Origin of the sequence: Flagellimonas sp. (assembly GCF_965222555.1) — a bacterium.
GTDB lineage: Bacteria > Bacteroidota > Bacteroidia > Flavobacteriales > Flavobacteriaceae > Flagellimonas.
Genome location: NZ_CBDCUG010000005.1, coordinates 239906 through 257115, shown reverse-complemented (window position 1 = coordinate 257115; position 17210 = coordinate 239906). Strand labels below are relative to the sequence as shown.

13 protein-coding genes and 2 riboswitches are annotated in these 17210 nt (G+C 39.7%); all 13 genes read left to right on the top strand.

Annotated features, from left to right (window positions below):
• The first annotated feature begins 44 nt into the window (after positions 1–44).
• Positions 45–1979, top strand: a complete 1935-nt coding sequence (locus ACOQO1_RS09745; protein WP_420602686.1) for a CocE/NonD family hydrolase — start codon at positions 45–47, stop codon at positions 1977–1979.
• A 1-nt stretch (position 1980) separates the two neighbouring features.
• Positions 1981–2646, top strand: coding sequence for a methyltransferase domain-containing protein (locus ACOQO1_RS09740; protein WP_420602685.1), 666 nt, complete (start codon positions 1981–1983; stop codon positions 2644–2646).
• A gap of 163 nt (positions 2647–2809) precedes the next feature.
• A riboswitch (SAM riboswitch) is annotated at positions 2810–2917 on the top strand.
• A gap of 173 nt (positions 2918–3090) precedes the next feature.
• Positions 3091–4383: an O-acetylhomoserine aminocarboxypropyltransferase/cysteine synthase family protein gene (locus tag ACOQO1_RS09735; protein WP_420602684.1), complete on the top strand. Its 1293-nt coding sequence runs from the start codon at positions 3091–3093 to the stop codon at positions 4381–4383.
• An 87-nt stretch (positions 4384–4470) separates the two neighbouring features.
• Positions 4471–7860, top strand: a complete 3390-nt coding sequence (gene thrA / locus ACOQO1_RS09730) for a bifunctional aspartate kinase/homoserine dehydrogenase I (protein ID WP_420602683.1) — start codon at positions 4471–4473, stop codon at positions 7858–7860.
• Positions 7861–7902: 42 nt separating this feature from the next.
• Positions 7903–9078, top strand: a complete 1176-nt coding sequence (locus ACOQO1_RS09725) for a trans-sulfuration enzyme family protein (RefSeq protein ID WP_420602682.1) — start codon at positions 7903–7905, stop codon at positions 9076–9078.
• Positions 9079–9139: 61 nt separating this feature from the next.
• Positions 9140–9553 carry an RrF2 family transcriptional regulator gene (locus tag ACOQO1_RS09720; RefSeq protein WP_420602681.1) on the top strand — a complete coding sequence of 138 codons (414 nt, stop codon included), beginning with the start codon at positions 9140–9142 and terminating at the stop codon, positions 9551–9553.
• A gap of 182 nt (positions 9554–9735) precedes the next feature.
• Entirely contained in the window at positions 9736–9999 is a 264-nt protein-coding gene (locus ACOQO1_RS09715; protein WP_420602680.1) for a DUF2061 domain-containing protein, read from the top strand.
• An 11-nt stretch (positions 10000–10010) separates the two neighbouring features.
• Entirely contained in the window at positions 10011–10634 is a 624-nt protein-coding gene (locus ACOQO1_RS09710; protein ID WP_420602679.1) for a phosphoadenosine phosphosulfate reductase family protein, read from the top strand.
• Between the two features lie 109 nt (positions 10635–10743).
• Positions 10744–11595 carry a sulfate adenylyltransferase subunit CysD gene (gene cysD / locus ACOQO1_RS09705; RefSeq protein WP_420604324.1) on the top strand — a complete coding sequence of 284 codons (852 nt, stop codon included), beginning with the start codon at positions 10744–10746 and terminating at the stop codon, positions 11593–11595.
• A gap of 7 nt (positions 11596–11602) precedes the next feature.
• A complete protein-coding gene (locus ACOQO1_RS09700) occupies positions 11603–12850 on the top strand; it encodes a sulfate adenylyltransferase subunit 1 (RefSeq protein WP_420604323.1) in 1248 nt (415 codons plus the stop codon).
• 76 nt (positions 12851–12926) lie between these two features.
• Positions 12927–15017 carry a HEPN domain-containing protein gene (locus ACOQO1_RS09695; protein ID WP_420602678.1) on the top strand — a complete coding sequence of 697 codons (2091 nt, stop codon included), beginning with the start codon at positions 12927–12929 and terminating at the stop codon, positions 15015–15017.
• Entirely contained in the window at positions 15010–15786 is a 777-nt protein-coding gene (cobA, locus tag ACOQO1_RS09690) for a uroporphyrinogen-III C-methyltransferase (protein WP_420602677.1), read from the top strand. Before ACOQO1_RS09695 ends, cobA begins: the two co-directional genes overlap by 8 nt.
• Positions 15787–15821: 35 nt before the next feature.
• On the top strand, positions 15822–16883 hold the full coding sequence (locus ACOQO1_RS09685) for an NAD(P)/FAD-dependent oxidoreductase (protein ID WP_420602676.1): 1062 nt from the start codon (positions 15822–15824) through the stop codon (positions 16881–16883).
• Positions 16884–17023: 140 nt separating this feature from the next.
• Positions 17024–17138, top strand: a riboswitch (SAM riboswitch).
• Positions 17139–17210: the final 72 nt, after the last annotated feature.

Here is a 17210-nt window from a genome sequence, read left to right as displayed (position 1 = left end):
AAGATTTCTTTGTAGTTTTAGGCATCAATCAAAATTTCCTTAAGATGAAAAGAATACTTCGTCCCATAATGCTAATGTTTGTTTTAACATTGGCAATCTCAGCCTGTAAAAAAACTGTCAAAAAAGAGATTCAGCAAGAGGATACCTACGTAGCTGATAATTACAACAAGGAAGAAGTGGATATTGAGATGAGGGATGGTGTAAAGCTGCACACCACCATTTATTCACCAAAAGATACTTCAAAGGAATATCCCATTTTAATGCAACGCACACCGTATAGCTCAAGACCCTATGGCGAGGGGAATTTTAGAAAGCAGATTGGTCCCAACGTACATTTAATGAAGGAAGGAAACATTGTTGTATATCAAGATGTTCGCGGTAGATGGTTAAGTGAGGGACATTATGAGAATATGAGGGCCTATATTCCCAATAAGACATCGGACCAAGATGTAGATGAAAGTTCAGATACTTACGATACCATTGAATGGTTGGTGAACAATGTGGAAAACAACAATGGAAGAGTTGGTGTTTGGGGTATTTCGTACCCCGGATTTTATGCGACCTATGCAACGGTTGATGCCCATCCAGCATTAAAGGCATCTTCTCCACAAGCTTGTATTGGAGATTTCTTTTTTGATGATTTTCACCATAACGGAGCTTATTTATTGAGCTATTTTAGGGCGACTTCACTTTTTGGAACACCTAGGCCCAATAATGATCAACCTATTGATACGGCCTGGTATACTTTGCCAGATATTCAGACCGATGACCAGTATCAGTTCTTTTTGGATGCCGGCCCATTGGAGAACCTAAACTCTTTTTTTGAGTATGAAACGGCGGATACACCTACCATACGACCAGATGGACAAACTGATGATTTTTTCTGGAACGAACTAAAAGAACATCCCAATTACGATGAGCTTTGGCAGAGTAGGGGAATCATTCAGCATTTAAAAAATGTAAAGACCAATGTAGCCACCATGATTGTTGGTGGGTGGTTTGATGCAGAAGATTTGTACGGGCCTTTGGAAACCTATAAAAATATTGAACGCCATAACGAAGGAAACTACAACACCATGGTTTTTGGACCTTGGGATCATGGCGGATGGGCAAGAAAAAGAGATAGGAATGTAGTAGGCAATTATTACTTTGGAGATTCCATTTCTTTGTTTTATCAGAAGAATATTGAAACAAAATTCTTTAATCACTTTTTAAAGGGAGAAGGTGACCAAAACAGTGGACTTCCAGAGGCCTATGTTTTTGATTCTGGAAGAAAAGAGTGGAAAACATATGATGCATGGCCTCCACAAGGTGTTGAAAAGCAGACCATGTTTCTTTCAGAAGACCAAGAATTGACCACAGAACAAAAAGAAGTTTCCGGGATTCAATTTATTAGCGATATCAAAAAACCGGTTCCGTATTCTGAAGATATCAAATCGGTATTTACACCCAGAAAATACATGACGGATGATCAACGTTTCGCCGCACGTCGGTCGGATGTACTGGTTTTTGAAACTGAGGTGTTGGAGGAGGATTTGACCTTAGCTGGAGATATTTTAGCGAAACTAAAAGTAGCGACAACGGGCACTGCAGCGGATTGGATCGTGAAAGTGATAGATGTGCACCCTCCGGATTCCGAAACCAATGAAGAGATGCAAGACCATTTAAAAATGGCCAATTACCACCTAATGGTTCGAAGCGAGGTGCTTCGTGGACGTTTCAGAAAAAGTTTTTCCGACCCAGAGCCATTCACACCAAACAAAAAAACAGATGTGACCATAAAATTGCAAGATGTTTTCCATACCATCAAAAAAGGACATAAGCTGCAGATTCAGGTGCAGAGTACTTGGTTTCCTTTAATAGATTTGAATCCACAGACCTACGTGGACAATATTTTTAAGGCGAACGAGGATGACTTTAAAACCCAGACCCATACAGTTTTTACAGACTCGAGTATTGAGTTTTCGGTTTTAAAATAAAATGACTTCACCTAAGAAAATTAAAAGACCATGGCCCACCAAAGCGGCAATGGAGCAAATTTATGAGGCCAAGCTATGGGGGGATAATGGTTCCCATTTTTATTCAGGCGATGGGTCACATCATCCTGAATTGGTCGAACCCTACATAGCTATTCTTCAATCCTTTTTAAAATCTTTTGAAAATCCATTGACCGTAGCTGATTTAGGTTGCGGAGATTTTAATATCGGTGCCGCATTGGTTGTGGACACCAAAAAATACATTGCAGTGGATATTGTTGAAGACCTAATAAACTTCAACAAAAGGAAATTCCAACGTCCAAATTTGGAATTCCATTGTTTGGATATAGCAAAAGATAACCTACCTATGGCGGATTGTGCCATTTTAAGGCAAGTATTGCAACATTTATCCAATTCCGAAATCAAAAACATTGTGGACAAACTCCCTGACTTTAAATTTGTGATTTTAACCGAGCATTTGCCCCAAGGTGATTTCGTTCCCAATATCAATATCATTTCCGGTCAAGGAACTCGATTGAAAAAGCAAAGCGGGGTGGATTTATGCGAAGCGCCCTTCCACTTAAAAGTAAAGGAAGCAAAGCAACTGTTGTCAATTAAGTCTCCAAACCATGGTGGACGATTGGTAACAACTTTATTTAAGATGTTTTGAGTTCGATAAAACGTACATGGTGGGCTCATTTTGAACGAACGTGAGAAGTCTATCCGCCATGTCCTTATAAAATGATGTGAATTTGTAAAATTTCCCAAAATCATTAGGATTTTAAAGAATTCTGCCGTTATATTTGTCCTCACAAGTTCAAACACGTATTGAATAGTTATCAAGAAAGGTGGAGGGAATAGACCCTATGAAGCCTTAGCAACCCTTGACTCCTTATGTCAAGAAGGTGCTAAATTCTATCCCATTTGGGAATAGATAACAACAACTGAATTATTTCAGTTTCACTTTCTTATAACTTTTTGATTTTTCCTATCGACCCAAAGGTCGAGCAGGGTTTGGCTTTTTTGTGTTTTTAAAATGAAATTTTAAAACATTGTCATTCCTACGAAAGTGGGAATCTAAAAACAGAACAAGTTTAATTAAAAGCAAAAAATCATGAGTGATCAAAAATTTTCAACCAATGCTTTGCATGCCGGGCATGACACAACACAAACAGGCGGAACCAGAGCTGTGCCTATTTATCAGTCAACTTCCTATGTGTTCAATGATACGGACCATGCGGCAAATCTATTTTCCTTGGCCGAATTGGGCTTTATTTACACGCGCTTGAACAATCCCACCAATCAAATTTTACAAGAAAGAGTGGCAGCTATTGAAGGCGGGGTAGGTGCTGTTGTTTTTGCATCTGGAACTGCGGCAATTTCAACGGGATTGCTAACCCTTTTAAGGGCAGGTGATCACATAGTGGCATCAAGCAGTTTGTATGGAGGTACATACAATTTATTGAACGTTACCTTGCCAAGATTGGGCATTACCACCACTTTTGTGGATGCGTCTGACCCATCTAATTTCGCTGGTGCTGTACAAGAGAACACCAGAGCCTTCTTTGTAGAGTCTTTGGGGAACCCAAAATTGGATGTTTTGGACCTGAAAGGTATCTCAAAAGAAGCTAAGGCCGCTAAAGTCCCATTTATTGTGGATAATACTGTCGCTACTCCAGGGCTGTTGAATCCTATTGAACATGGTGCCAACTTGGTAATCCATTCATTGACCAAATATATTGGTGGTCAAGGAAATTCACTTGGAGGGGCCATTATTGATGCTGGAACATTTGATTGGGCCAATGGAAATTTCCCGGAATTTACAGAACCATCTGCTGGATACCATGGTTTGGTATATAGCGAAGCATTAGGTGCGGCAGCTTTTACATTCAAGCTTATTTTGGAAGGGCTTCGAGATTTTGGTGGAGCGTTGAGTCCCTTTAATGCATTTCAAATCATCCAAGGTTTGGAAACTTTGCCAGTTCGAATCAAGCAACATAGTGAAAATGCATTGGCTTTGGCAGAATGGCTACAGGATAGGGAAGAAGTTGCATGGGTGAATTACCCAGGTCTAAAGGGCAACAAGTATTATGATTTGGCACAGGAATACCTTCCCAAAGGACAAAGTGGTATTGTGACTTTTGGAGTAAAAGGAGGTTTTGAAGCTGCAAAAAGTTTAACTGATGCAACAAAGGTGTTTTCACTGCTGGCCAATATTGGAGATACAAAATCTTTGATTATCCATCCTGCCAGTACCACGCACCAACAATTGGACGATGACCAGCAAGAATCTGCTGGTGTCACTAAAGATTTGATTCGTTTGTCGGTTGGTCTTGAAGATATATCCGATTTGAAAGCAGATTTGGAACAAGCATTTGCCGCTATCGATAAATCAGTTTTAGCTTGATAATACTCTTTCGGTTTGAGTGCAGTGGAGAATAATTCCTTAAGGAATACCTCGCTTGGCACAGACTGATATCAATTTTTATAAAGAATGCTCCATAAAACGGAAATAAAGAATTACAGGACCATAAGTGGTGTAGCCCAAGATTTGCAGTTGTCTTATCAACTCTTTGGAAAAGAATTGCATACTGCGCCCATTATTCTGGTAAATCACGCCCTTACAGGCAACTCGAATGTCACGGGAGAGTCAGGCTGGTGGTCCGATATCATTGGTAAAGGTAAAAGTATCGATACTGATAAATACACCATTTTGGCCTTTAATATCCCTGGGAATGGATATGATGGTCTTGTAATTGATAACTACAAAGATTTTGTGGCCGGAGATATAGCCAAAATATTTCTTCGAGGGTTGCAGCAGTTGAAAATTGACCGTTTGTACGCCATTATCGGAGGGTCTTTGGGAGGAGGAATTGCTTGGGAAATGGCCGCTTTGAACCCCGAGATTACAGAGCATTTGATTCCAGTGGCATCAGATTGGAAGTCTACCGACTGGTTGATTGCCAATTGCCAGATACAGGAGCAGTTTTTGGTGAATTCAAAACAACCAGTTCATGATGCCCGCATGCATGCTATGCTTTGTTACCGAACACCAGAATCTTTCAAAGAGCGATTCAAACGTAGCACCAATGAGGAACTTCAGGTTTTCAATGTAGAAAGCTGGTTGATGCACCACGGGAAAAAGCTACAGGAACGTTTTCAATTATCGGCCTACAAACTGATGAATCAGTTGTTGAAGACCATTGACATTACAAGAAATGGGGATGAGGCATTTAAGGCGCTTCAAGAAAGCGATACCAAAATCCATATTATTGGTGTCAATTCTGATTTGTTTTTTACTGCTGAGGAAAACAAGGAAACTTTCAGGCGATTGGCATTGGTCAACACCAATGTCACCTATGGCGAAGTACAATCCCTACATGGTCATGATGCCTTTTTAATGGAGTTTGAGCAGTTGGAAAAGCTCCTAGAGCCCGTGTTCCAAAAAAATGGAAAGTCGGAGCGCATCAAAGTTTTAAAATTTGGCGGGAAATCTTTGGCCAACGGAGAAGGTATTGAACGTGTGCTTAAAATCATTTCAAAAAAGGCGAAAGAAAAAGAACATTTTGCGGTGGTACTTTCGGCGAGAGGAAAAGCTACGGATCAATTAGAGTCCTTGTTGAAAAAGGCTGCAAAAGGAGATGGTTTTGATGAAGAACTGAAACACTTCTCGGATTATCAAAAAGAAGGATTGTCTGATGCGTCAATTATTGCGAATGAGCTCAAAGCGGTAGAAAAAATCCTACAAGGAGTTTCATTGACAGGAGATTTTAGTCCTAAGACCAAAGATGAGCTTATGGCTAATGGCGAACTGATTTCGGGCAAAGCTGTGACTGCAATGCTAAAAGAGTTGGGAGTCAAGGCCAAATTATTGGATTCACGAGAGTTGATCAAAACAGATGATACCTTTACCAATGCTGAGGTGGATGAAGGGGTTTCCAAAGAAAATGTAATTCGGTCTTTTAAAAGTCTAGATTCAGATGTAGTTCCTATTGTAACCGGCTTTATTGCATCCAATAGTGAAGGAGAGACAACTACATTGGGAAGAAACGGAACCAATTATTCTGCCGCATTGCTTGCCAATTTTTTAGATGCCGGTGAATTGCTCAATTATACTCATGTAAATGGAATTTACACGGCCAATCCTGATTTGGTAGCTGATGCCAAGCTTATTGACGTTATTTCGTATGCCGAGGCGAACGAATTGGCCAATTTTGGAGCCAATATTTTGCATGCCAAGACCATTATTCCATTGATTGAGAAAAATATCCCACTTCGGATTCTTAATACTTTTAATGATGATAATGAAGGAACATTGATTGGCCCAAAAACTGATAACGGGGGGATAAAATCTTTGTCTGTTTTGGAGAATGTTGCCCTTATAAATCTTGAGGGAAGAGGGCTTTTGGGAAAAGTAGGTATCGACGCGCGGATTTTTAAGTCACTTGGGCAGAACAATATCAATGTCGGGATTATTTCCCAAGGGTCATCAGAAAGAGGCATTGGTTTAGTGGTAGATGCCAAAGAAGCACAAAAAGCCAAAAAAGTGCTTGATTTGGAGTTCGAAACTGACTATTCCTCCCATGATGTTAACCAAATCACGGTGGTAAATGATGTTTCTGTCATTTCCATTGTAGGAATGGATTTGAGTACTTTTCACGAACCCTTCAATGCATTGGTGAAGAATCAAGTGGTTCCCTTACTTTTTAATAATACCGTTTCGGGAAAAAATGTGAGCTTGGTATTGAAAAAATCTGATTTGCACAAAGCAATCAATGTGGTGCACGGGCAGATTTTCGGCATCGCCAAAAAGGTAAACCTTGCCATTTTTGGTCACGGTAACGTGGGAGGTACTTTAATTGATCAAATATTGGATTCCAAAGTTAGCATTGAAAACAGAAAAGATATTGATTTACGGGTTTTTGCGGTGTCCAATTCCAAAAAGGTATTGTTGAATGCTGGCGGTATTTCGGAAAACTGGAAAGAGGATTTGGATAAAACGGGAATTCCTTATCAAATTGAAGATGTTATCGAGTTTGCTAAGGCAAATCATCTGGAAAATTTGATTGCAGTGGACAATACGGCTAGCGAGGCATTTGTATCCCATTATGAGCACTTTATTGATAACGGGTTTGATTTGGTTTCCTCAAACAAGATTGCAAATACGCTTGGTTTCGATTATTACAAATCAATTCGAAAGCATTTGGAGAAAAATCAAAAGCAATATCTGTATGAAACCAATGTTGGAGCAGGACTTCCACTTATAGATACCATTAAACTATTGCACCTTTCTGGGGAAAATATTACTAGAATAAAAGGAGTGTTCTCTGGTTCGTTGAGTTATATTTTCAATACATTTTCAGAGAATGAAATTCCATTTTCCAATATTGTAAAAGAGGCAATGGAAAAAGGGTTCACCGAGCCTGACCCTCGTGAGGACCTTTCTGGAAATGATGTGGGTAGAAAATTGTTGATTTTGGCTCGCGAACTCGATTTGCAAAATGAGTTTTCGGATATCCAAGTTGAAAACCTTATTCCGAAGGAATTACAACCTCTGAATTTTGATGAATTCATGGGGCAAATAGAAGTTATGGACATGGTTTATGGTGAAATCAAAAAATCTCAGGATGAAGGTCATGTACTCCGATATATTGGTGATTTGCATGGAGATTTACAGCAAGACAAGGGTGTTTTGGATGTAAAACTGGTTTCAGTGCCCAAAGAAAGTGCGTTGGGTCAGGTAAGTGGTTCAGATTCCATAATTGAGATTTATACCGAGTCGTATGGGGAAAATCCTTTGGTGATTCAAGGTGCCGGTGCTGGAGCCGCGGTTACTGCTAGAGGGGTTTTTGGAGATATTTTAAGAATAGCAGAAAAAATATAGAATAATAATTGTCCTCTTGAGGGGACTTTAGGGGTGTTTTTTATGAAGAACGATAAACAACTTGGTTTTGAAACAGAAGCGATTCGTACACAAATAGAACGATCGCAATTTTTGGAACATTCCAGTCCGATGTATTTGACCTCAAGCTTTGTTTTTGAGGATGCAGAGGATATGCGAGCTTCTTTTGCGGAAGAAAAGAATCGGAATATCTATTCCAGATATTCCAACCCAAATTCAACGGAATTTATAGATAAGGTCTGCAAAATGGAGGGAGTAGAAAGTGGTTTTGCTTTTGCCTCGGGTATGGCGGCGGTATATGGCACGTTTGCGGCTTTGTTGGAGAGTGGCGATCATATCGTTTCGTGCAAAAGTATTTTTGGCTCAACCCATACACTATTTACTCAATTTTTTCCAAAGTGGAACATTACAACAAGCTATTTTAATGTTAATGATTTGGATGCGGTTGAAGGTTTGATCACGGATAAAACCAAGATTATTTATGCCGAATCCCCGACTAACCCCGGGGTGGATGTTTTGGATTTGGAAGTTTTGGGGAATCTGGCTAAGAAACACAATCTCATCTTTATTATCGATAACTGTTTTGCTTCTCCGTATTTACAGCAACCTATTAAGTTTGGAGCTCATTTGGTCATTCATTCAGGCACAAAATTAATGGATGGACAGGGACGTGTATTGGCAGGAATCACTGTTGGGAATAATGATCTTATTGATAAGATTTACCGTTTTTCAAGAATCACTGGACCGGCGCTTTCCCCATTCAATGCTTGGGTATTGTCGAAAAGCTTGGAGACTTTGGCGCTTCGAGTGGACAGACATTGTGCAAATGCCTTACAATTGGCCACTTTTTTGGAAAGCCATCCTGAAATAGCATGGGTAAAATATCCATTTTTGAAATCTCACCCCAAATATGAAATTGCGAAAAAACAGATGAAAGCCGGTGGCTGTGTGGTAGCGTTTGAAGTAAAAGGAGGATTGGAAGCGGGAAGAAAATTCTTTGATTCGGTTAAAATGCTGTCACTTTCAGCCAATTTGGGAGACTCGCGAAGTATTGTCACACATCCTGCATCAACAACGCACAGTAAATTAACGGTCGAAGAACGACAATCCGTTGGAATCTCGGATGGAACTGTTCGAATTTCAGTTGGCTTGGAGCATATTTATGATATCATTGCCGATATTGAACAGGCACTGGATTAAGTAATTTTGACTTTCATTTAAATGAAGATAGCCAATTGTTAAATTTCGCTATCTTCGTGAGATGCTCTCCAAGAAGACCAAATATGGGTTAAAGGCACTTACTTATCTAGCTTCGCTGGAGAGTAGGGAGCCCGTTCAGATAGCTGAAATTGCCAAACATGAGAATATTTCTCAAAAGTTTTTAGAAAGCATCTTGCTTACCCTTAGAAGAAATGGTTTTTTGGGTTCAAAGAAAGGCAAGGGCGGGGGGTACTATTTAATTAAGGAACCCGAAGATATTCTGATGACTGCGGTAATGCGGGTATTGGAAGGTCCTATTGCAATGGTACCATGCGTTAGTCTCAATTTTTACGAAAAATGTGATGATTGTCCTGATGAAAACAAATGTTCGGTAAACAAGTTGATGCTTCAGGTTAGGGATAGTGCACTTGAAGTCTACAGAAACAATACCTTAGCGGATTTGATAGCCTCTTAAGTTAAAATCCTTTATTATTTGAGATTTAGGATCGATAAATCTGTAAAATTTCCTGTCTCATTTGTTAAAATCTATAAAAACGATAGGGTAATGGTAATTTTATATGGTTTTTAACGATTCCAATTAAATAAAACACGTATGTTTGTATTTCCTAGTAAACCGATAGGAAAATAAATAAACAAATGATTGCAGACCAATTAGTACTGAATTCAAAAAAGACCAAGACATCCTTTGAGAAGGATAAAAATTCGGAAAAACCGCTTCGAAGCATAGCAAAAGCTGTTAGTTGGAGAATAATCGGAACCTTGGATACTCTGATTATCTCCTATTTTTTTGTTGAAGAGGTTGTCTTGGCAGCATCAATAGCCTCCATAGATTTTGTGACCAAAATGATTCTTTACTTTTTTCATGAAAGAATTTGGAACAAAATAGGTTGGGGCAAATAAATTAATATGTCATGGCATTTTCAGAAGAAAGCATAGCAAATTTAAATAAGCACTTTAAGGGTATTGACCCCCAAGAAATAATTTCTTGGGCTATAGCCAATGGAAATACTCCAGTGGTTACCACAAATTTTCGTCCTTACGAAGTAGCCATTCTTCATGCGGTTACCGATATCGACAGGAATATTCCGGTTATTTGGTGTGATACTGGGTATAATACACCAAATACCTACAAGCATGCTGAAGAATTGATTTCCCGTTTAGGACTGAACATCGAGCTATATGTGCCCAAACAGACTTCATCGCATAGAGATGCCGTTATGGGAATTCCACAAATCGATGATCCATTGCATGCCACTTTTACGGAGCAAGTAAAGTTGGAACCTTTTAGAAGAGCTATGGAAGAACATAAGCCGGATGTTTGGTTTACCAATTTACGTAAGGGGCAAACCGCACATAGAGATTCACTGGATGTATTGAGCCTGGGTAAAGATGGTGTACTTAAAGTGAGCCCATTTTATTACTGGAGCGATACGCAGTTGGATGCCTATCTACGCGAACGTGATTTACCCAACGAACATAAATATTTTGATCCCACCAAGGTTTTGGAAAATCGGGAATGTGGATTACATACATAAAAGAAATAGAACATTGAGCACACTTTTAGAAGAAATACAAAAACCAGAACTATTGGACTTGGAAAAAAGACCAAAGGCCAATGCATTGGAGCATGAGGCCATTTATATCATGCGTGAGGTTGCGGCCCAGTTTGAAAAACCCGTTTTATTGTTTTCGGGAGGAAAGGATTCCATAACATTGGTAAGATTGGCTCAAAAAGCCTTTTGGCCGGCAAAAATTCCTTTTCCCTTGATGCATATTGATACTGGACATAATTTTCCTGAAACCATTGAGTTTCGGGATAAATTGGTTGAAGAACTTGGGGTTGAACTTATTGTAAGAAATGTTCAGGACTCTATAGATCAGGGTAAAGTGGTTGAAGAAACTGGAAAATATGCCAGTAGAAATATGTTGCAGACCACTACTTTATTGGATGCCATCGAAGAATTTAAATTTGATGCATGTATAGGTGGGGCGCGTAGAGATGAAGAAAAAGCACGTGCCAAAGAGCGTATTTTTTCTGTCAGGGATGATTTTGGCCAGTGGGATGAGAAGAACCAACGCCCAGAGTTGTTCGACATGTTGAACGGTGAAATTGAAATGGGACAAAATGTCCGTGTTTTTCCGATTAGCAATTGGACGGAACTTGATGTTTGGAGCTACATTGAAAAAGAAAATATTGAGATTCCATCCATCTATTTTGCGCACAAACGAAACATCTTTTTAAGAGATGGTTTGATTTGGTCGGCAGAAGATGGTGTGGTATTTAGAGCAGAAGATGAAGTTGTTGAAGAACGAATGGTTCGTTTTCGTACCGTAGGAGATATGTCTTGTACAGCGGCGGTGGCTTCTTATGCAGATACTATTGAGAAAGTAGTAGCCGAAATCAGGGAATCAAAAATTTCAGAGCGTGGAGCAAGAATTGATGATAAACGTTCCGAAGCAGCAATGGAAAAACGTAAACAACAAGGATATTTTTAAAAAGATTATGGAAGTATTGAAAATTGCTACCGCAGGTAGTGTGGATGACGGTAAAAGTACCTTGATTGGACGACTGTTGTATGATACTAAATCATTGACAGACGATAAATTGGAGGCCATTGAGCGAACCAGCAAGCAAAAAGGATATGATTATCTTGATTTCTCTTTGGCTACCGATGGTTTGGTGGCTGAAAGAGAACAGGGTATCACTATTGATGTTGCTCACATCTACTTTTCAACCGCGAAAAAAAGCTATATCATAGCCGATACTCCTGGTCACGTGGAATACACCAGGAATATGGTTACGGGTGCATCCACTTCCCAAGCGGCAATCATATTGATTGATGCTAGAAAAGGAGTGATCGAGCAGACCAATAGACACTTTTTTATCAACAATCTACTTCGTGTCAAAGAAGTGATTGTTGCCGTGAATAAAATGGATTTGGTAGATTTTTCGGAGGAAAAATACAACGCAATCAAAGCCGACTTTGAACAATTGATGAGCAAGCGGGATTACGCAGATCAAAAAATAACATTTATCCCCATAAGTGCATTGAAGGGAGATAATGTTGTGGAGAAATCCAAAAATACACCTTGGTACGATGGCGAAACCATATTGGAACACTTGGAAAGTTTGGATTTGGCAGCTGTATCTAATGTAGGAACTCCAAGATTCCCTGTGCAATATGTGGTTCGACCAAAAACAGAAGAATTCCATGATTTTCGTGGCTTTGCTGGAAAGGTATATGGTGGCGAACTTAGTGTGGGAGACGATGTTGTGGTACTGCCATCAATGACAAGAAGCAAAATCAAGAATATTTATTTCTACGACAAAGAATACCAAACAGCACCAAGAAGGTCTTCTGTTACTATTACTTTGGAAGATGAGGTCAATGTAAGTCGCGGAGATATGTTGGTCAAGGCGGGTGATTTGCCTACAATAGACAAACAGCTCACCGCAACAGTTTCCTGGATGGATTCTGATAATCTGACTGCCGGTGGCAAATATGTGATACAACATGGAATAAACAAGGTATTGGCGAAAGTTGATGCCATTGAGCATAAGATTCATCCCGATTATTCAGGGATTGAAGAAAATGTTTCAACCTTACAAATGAACGACATTGCCAAAGTAAGGTTGAAATTGAACAAGCCCATTTTTTACGATCGGTTCAAAGACCATCGTACAAACGGTTCCTTTATAATTATCGACAGTAGAACAAATACCACCGCGGGTGTTGGCTTCATAAATTAAATGGAACAACACTAAAATAGGAGGTGATAGAATAGTTGTTAATAAAATCTATTAACCAGATAGGAAAAATAGAATAATGAAAAGCTTTAGAACAGAAATAGAGAACCCTATAGTTGAAAAGGACATCATTGAGTTGGAAAGAAAGATTCGCCAGTTTAAAGGTGGCGAATTGGACGAAGAAAAATTCAGGAGTCTACGTTTGGCACGGGGAGTTTACGGCCAACGGCAGCAAGGTGTTCAGATGGTACGAATCAAATTACCGTATGGCAAGGTGACTTCCAATCAATTGCTTCGCATTTGTGATGTTTCTGATGAATATTCTAGGGGAAGACTACATATCACCACACGTCAGGATATTCAAATCCACTATGTGGACCTTGACCGGACCCCAGAGCTTTGGGCTGAACTGGAACGAGATGATGTGACCCTTCGCGAAGCCTGTGGAAATACCGTACGTAATGTAACGGCAAGTGAAACTGCAGGAATCGATGTTGATGAACCTTTTGATGTTTCTCCGTATGCCCATGCCGTTTTTCAGTATTTCCTTCGGAATCCTATTGGACAGGAAATGGGAAGAAAATTCAAGGTTTCCTTCTCTTCGAGTGATGCCGACACTGGACTTTCCTATATGCACGATTTAGGCTTCATCGCCAAAATCAAAAATGGAGAAAGAGGATTTAAAGTGATGTTGGCCGGTGGTTTGGGTTCACAGCCCCGCCATGCCGATGAGCTCTATAGCTTCTTGCCAACAGATAAAATTGTTCCATTAATGGAAGGCGTAATCCGTGTTTTTGATAGATACGGAGAGCGTAAAAGTAGAGCCAAGGCCCGTATGAAATTCTTATTAAAGGATATTGGTCTTGAGGGATTCAAGGTATTGTTGGAAGAAGAGCAATTGGCTATTCCTATTCAAACCTATCCCATAGATTTTGAAAGTTACCCAAAACCTGTGGTTGCCAATGTTAATGTTCCTTCGGTTCAGATTGAAAAAAATAAGGAGTTCCAACAATGGAAATCCACCAATTTAGTTCCACAAAAGCAAAAAGGGTATGTAGCTATCGGAATCAAGGTCTTGTTGGGGGATTTTTACACTGATAAAGCAAGGGAATTGGCCAAATTGGTTCAAAATTATGCGGCAGGCGAAATTCGTTTATCACTGCGTCAAAATATTCTTATTCCTTATGTAAAAGAGGAATTGGTTCCATTTTTCTATTCGGAACTGAAAAAATTAGGCTTTGTAGAAGCCGGATACAACAAAGCTTTAGATATCACAGCATGTCCAGGTACTGATACCTGCAACCTTGGAATTTCAAGCAGTACAGGAATCGCCGAGGAATTGGAGCGTGTAATTAAAGCAGAATATCCGCAATATATAAGCAACCCAGATGTGGTCATTAAAATAAGTGGTTGTATGAACGCTTGTGGGCAACACAATATGGCGAACATTGGATTCCAAGGAATGTCCATCCGTACCAAGGATAAATTGGTTGCTCCGGCACTTCAGGTGTTATTGGGCGGTGGAAACTTTGGAAATGGTAAAGCCAGATTTGCAGATAAAGTGGTAAAAATTCCAAGTAAAAGAGGCCCCCAAGCCCTCAGATTGATTCTGGATGATTTTAATGCAAATGGGAATGGGGCTTCCTTTGCTGATTACTACTGGGAAAAAGGAGAACAATATTTCTATGAGTTCCTAAAACCGCTTACAGACATTGAAAATCTAACCCAAGATGATTTTATCGATTGGGGTACCGAAGAAAAATACAAAAAGGAAATTGGGATTGGTGAGTGTGCAGGAGTTATTGTCGATTTGGTGGCGACCTTATTTTTTGAAAGTCAAGAAAAGATTGAAAAAGCAGAGGAAGCATTGGCCGAAGAAAAATGGGCTGCAAGTGTTTACTATGCTTATCAATCCATTGTAAACTCAGCGAAGGCACTTCTAACATCTGAAAAGGTCAAGGTTAATACCCATTCAGGAATCATCAAGGATTTTGACAGATTGTATGTTGAAACTGGAAAAATTGATTTAGCAATCAGTTTTGAAGACATAGCACTTCAGCTAAATAAAAATAAGCCAACCAAAGAGTTTGCAAACTCCTATTTAGAAGATGCAAAACAGGTTTTGGAAACATTGGAAGCTTATAGAAAATTGGAATTGGCTCATGTTTAACGGAAAATTGACAGTAGTTGGGGCTGGCCCTGGGGATGTGGATTTGATAACACTAAAGGGAATCAAGGCATTGCAACGCGCAGATGTGGTGTTGTACGATGCCCTTGTCGACTCTGAACTATTGGAATATGCACCTAATGCCGAACACATCTTTGTAGGCAAACGAAAAGGGTGTTATGCTTACCAACAGGAACAAATCAATGAGTTGATTGTGCAACGCGCAAGTTTGAACAAGCATGTGGTTCGATTAAAAGGAGGTGACCCATTTGTTTTTGGAAGAGGAGCCGAAGAAATGGAATATGCTGCATCACACGGTTTGGATGTTGAGGTTGTTCCAGGAATTTCTTCATCTGTTGCAGTGCCAGCAGCTCAAAACATTCCGGTGACTAAAAGAGGTGCAACAGAAAGTTTTTGGGTGATTACAGGTACAACCAAAGAGCATAAACTATCCGCGGATGTAGCTTTGGCGGCGAAGTCCAATGCTACTGTTTTGATTTTGATGGGAATGTCAAAATTGAAGGAGATCACAGAGCTCTTTAAAAAAGAAGGCAAATCCAATCTTCCGGTGGCCATCATTCAAAATGGTACAACGGACAATGAAAAAATTGGAATTGGTACGGTTTCCACAATTGTAAATCAAGCAAAAGAGCAACAATTGTCAAACCCAGCCATAATTGTTCTGGGCGAAGTAGTAAAACATCGTCAAAAAATAATGGAGATTCAAAAGAATTATAAAAGAGAGGGAATAAAATTGTTTGAAAAAGTATAAATATCAGTTTATGCTGAGACTTTTAAATTAAGATTATGATCAAGACAGATATACTAATAATTGGAGCGGGACCAACGGGATTGTTCACGGTTTTTGAAGCAGGATTGTTAAAGCTGAAAACGCATTTGATTGATGCGCTTCCACAGCCTGGAGGCCAATGCTCGGAGATTTATCCAAAGAAACCTATTTATGATATTCCTGCCTATCCAGAGATTTTGGCGGGTGATTTGGTAGATAGGTTAATGGAACAGATCAAGCCGTTTGAGCCTGGTTTCACCTTAGGTGAAAGAGCCGATACGTTGGAAAAACAAGAAGATGGTTCTTTTATCGTTACCACAAACAAAGGGACTAAACACCATGCACCGGTAGTGGTCATAGCCGGGGGATTGGGCTCTTTTGAGCCAAGAAAACCCCTGATTTCCAATATTGGTGATTTTGAGGATAAAGGTGTGGCATATATCATCAAGGACCCAGAAGTATATCGAGACAAAAAAGTGGTCATTGCCGGAGGAGGAGATTCAGCTTTGGACTGGGCAATTTTCTTGGCGGATGTGGCTTCAGAAGTGTCTTTGGTTCACCGAAGAAACGAATTCAGGGGCGCCTTGGATTCGGTTGAAAAAGCATCCGAATTGGCCAAATTGGGCAAAATTCAACTATACACGGAGGCAGAGGTGAAAGAGTTGCATGGGGAGGATGAGCTAAAAGCGGTTGTTGTTAAGCATAATGATGAAGCAAAAGGAGAAACCTATGTGGAAACAGACCATTTTATTCCACTTTTTGGACTTTCACCAAAACTTGGACCCATTGGCAGTTGGGGCTTGGAGATTGAGAAAAATGCCATCAAGGTCAATAATGCTAAAGATTACCAGACCAACATACCCGGAGTTTTTGCCATTGGCGATGTAAACACCTATGAAGGGAAATTAAAACTGATTCTATCAGGATTCCATGAGGCAGCGGTAATGTGCCAGTATGCCTACCAAATCATAAATCCAGATAAACGATTTGTAATGAAATATACCACAGTTGGCGGTGTAACCGGATTTGACGGTTCCAAAAAAGAAGCCAAAAAAGAAGTGGTGCAAAGTATAGTCTAAAAGTTTTTTTAGGTTATTTGAGTTAGTCAAACCTTCCATTGTTCCACTTTGGAAGGTTTTAACGTAGAAAAAAGGGACAATAAGTTGCTTTTAAGTATAAAGTGTGGTTATTTTGTCCCCAGTTCATTTAAAAATTGAAGTTGTTATCAAGAAAGGTGGAGGGATTGGACCCTGTGAAGCCTTAGCAACCCTTTACTTATAAAGAAGGTGCTAAATTCTACCCTTATCACAAGATTGGTTCGGGAAGGATAACATAGGATACATTCCTAACGCATTTCCAATATTTTTCTTGATAGCATTTATAACCCTAATTAGGGGTAATCGTGT

Bases quoted from the DNA above. Each gene is read 5' to 3' on its own strand.
- ACOQO1_RS09745 (WP_420602686.1), top strand. From the start codon at position 45: ATGAAAAGAATACTTCGTCCCATAATGCTAATGTTTGTTTTAACATTG.
- ACOQO1_RS09740 (WP_420602685.1), top strand. From the start codon at position 1,981: ATGACTTCACCTAAGAAAATTAAAAGACCATGGCCCACCAAAGCGGCA.
- ACOQO1_RS09735 (WP_420602684.1), top strand. From the start codon at position 3,091: ATGAGTGATCAAAAATTTTCAACCAATGCTTTGCATGCCGGGCATGAC.
- thrA (WP_420602683.1), top strand. From the start codon at position 4,471: ATGCTCCATAAAACGGAAATAAAGAATTACAGGACCATAAGTGGTGTA.
- ACOQO1_RS09725 (WP_420602682.1), top strand. From the start codon at position 7,903: ATGAAGAACGATAAACAACTTGGTTTTGAAACAGAAGCGATTCGTACA.
- ACOQO1_RS09720 (WP_420602681.1), top strand. From the start codon at position 9,140: ATGCTCTCCAAGAAGACCAAATATGGGTTAAAGGCACTTACTTATCTA.
- ACOQO1_RS09715 (WP_420602680.1), top strand. From the start codon at position 9,736: ATGATTGCAGACCAATTAGTACTGAATTCAAAAAAGACCAAGACATCC.
- ACOQO1_RS09710 (WP_420602679.1), top strand. From the start codon at position 10,011: ATGGCATTTTCAGAAGAAAGCATAGCAAATTTAAATAAGCACTTTAAG.
- cysD (WP_420604324.1), top strand. From the start codon at position 10,744: ATGCGTGAGGTTGCGGCCCAGTTTGAAAAACCCGTTTTATTGTTTTCG.
- ACOQO1_RS09700 (WP_420604323.1), top strand. From the start codon at position 11,603: ATGGAAGTATTGAAAATTGCTACCGCAGGTAGTGTGGATGACGGTAAA.
- ACOQO1_RS09695 (WP_420602678.1), top strand. From the start codon at position 12,927: ATGAAAAGCTTTAGAACAGAAATAGAGAACCCTATAGTTGAAAAGGAC.
- cobA (WP_420602677.1), top strand. From the start codon at position 15,010: ATGTTTAACGGAAAATTGACAGTAGTTGGGGCTGGCCCTGGGGATGTG.
- ACOQO1_RS09685 (WP_420602676.1), top strand. From the start codon at position 15,822: ATGATCAAGACAGATATACTAATAATTGGAGCGGGACCAACGGGATTG.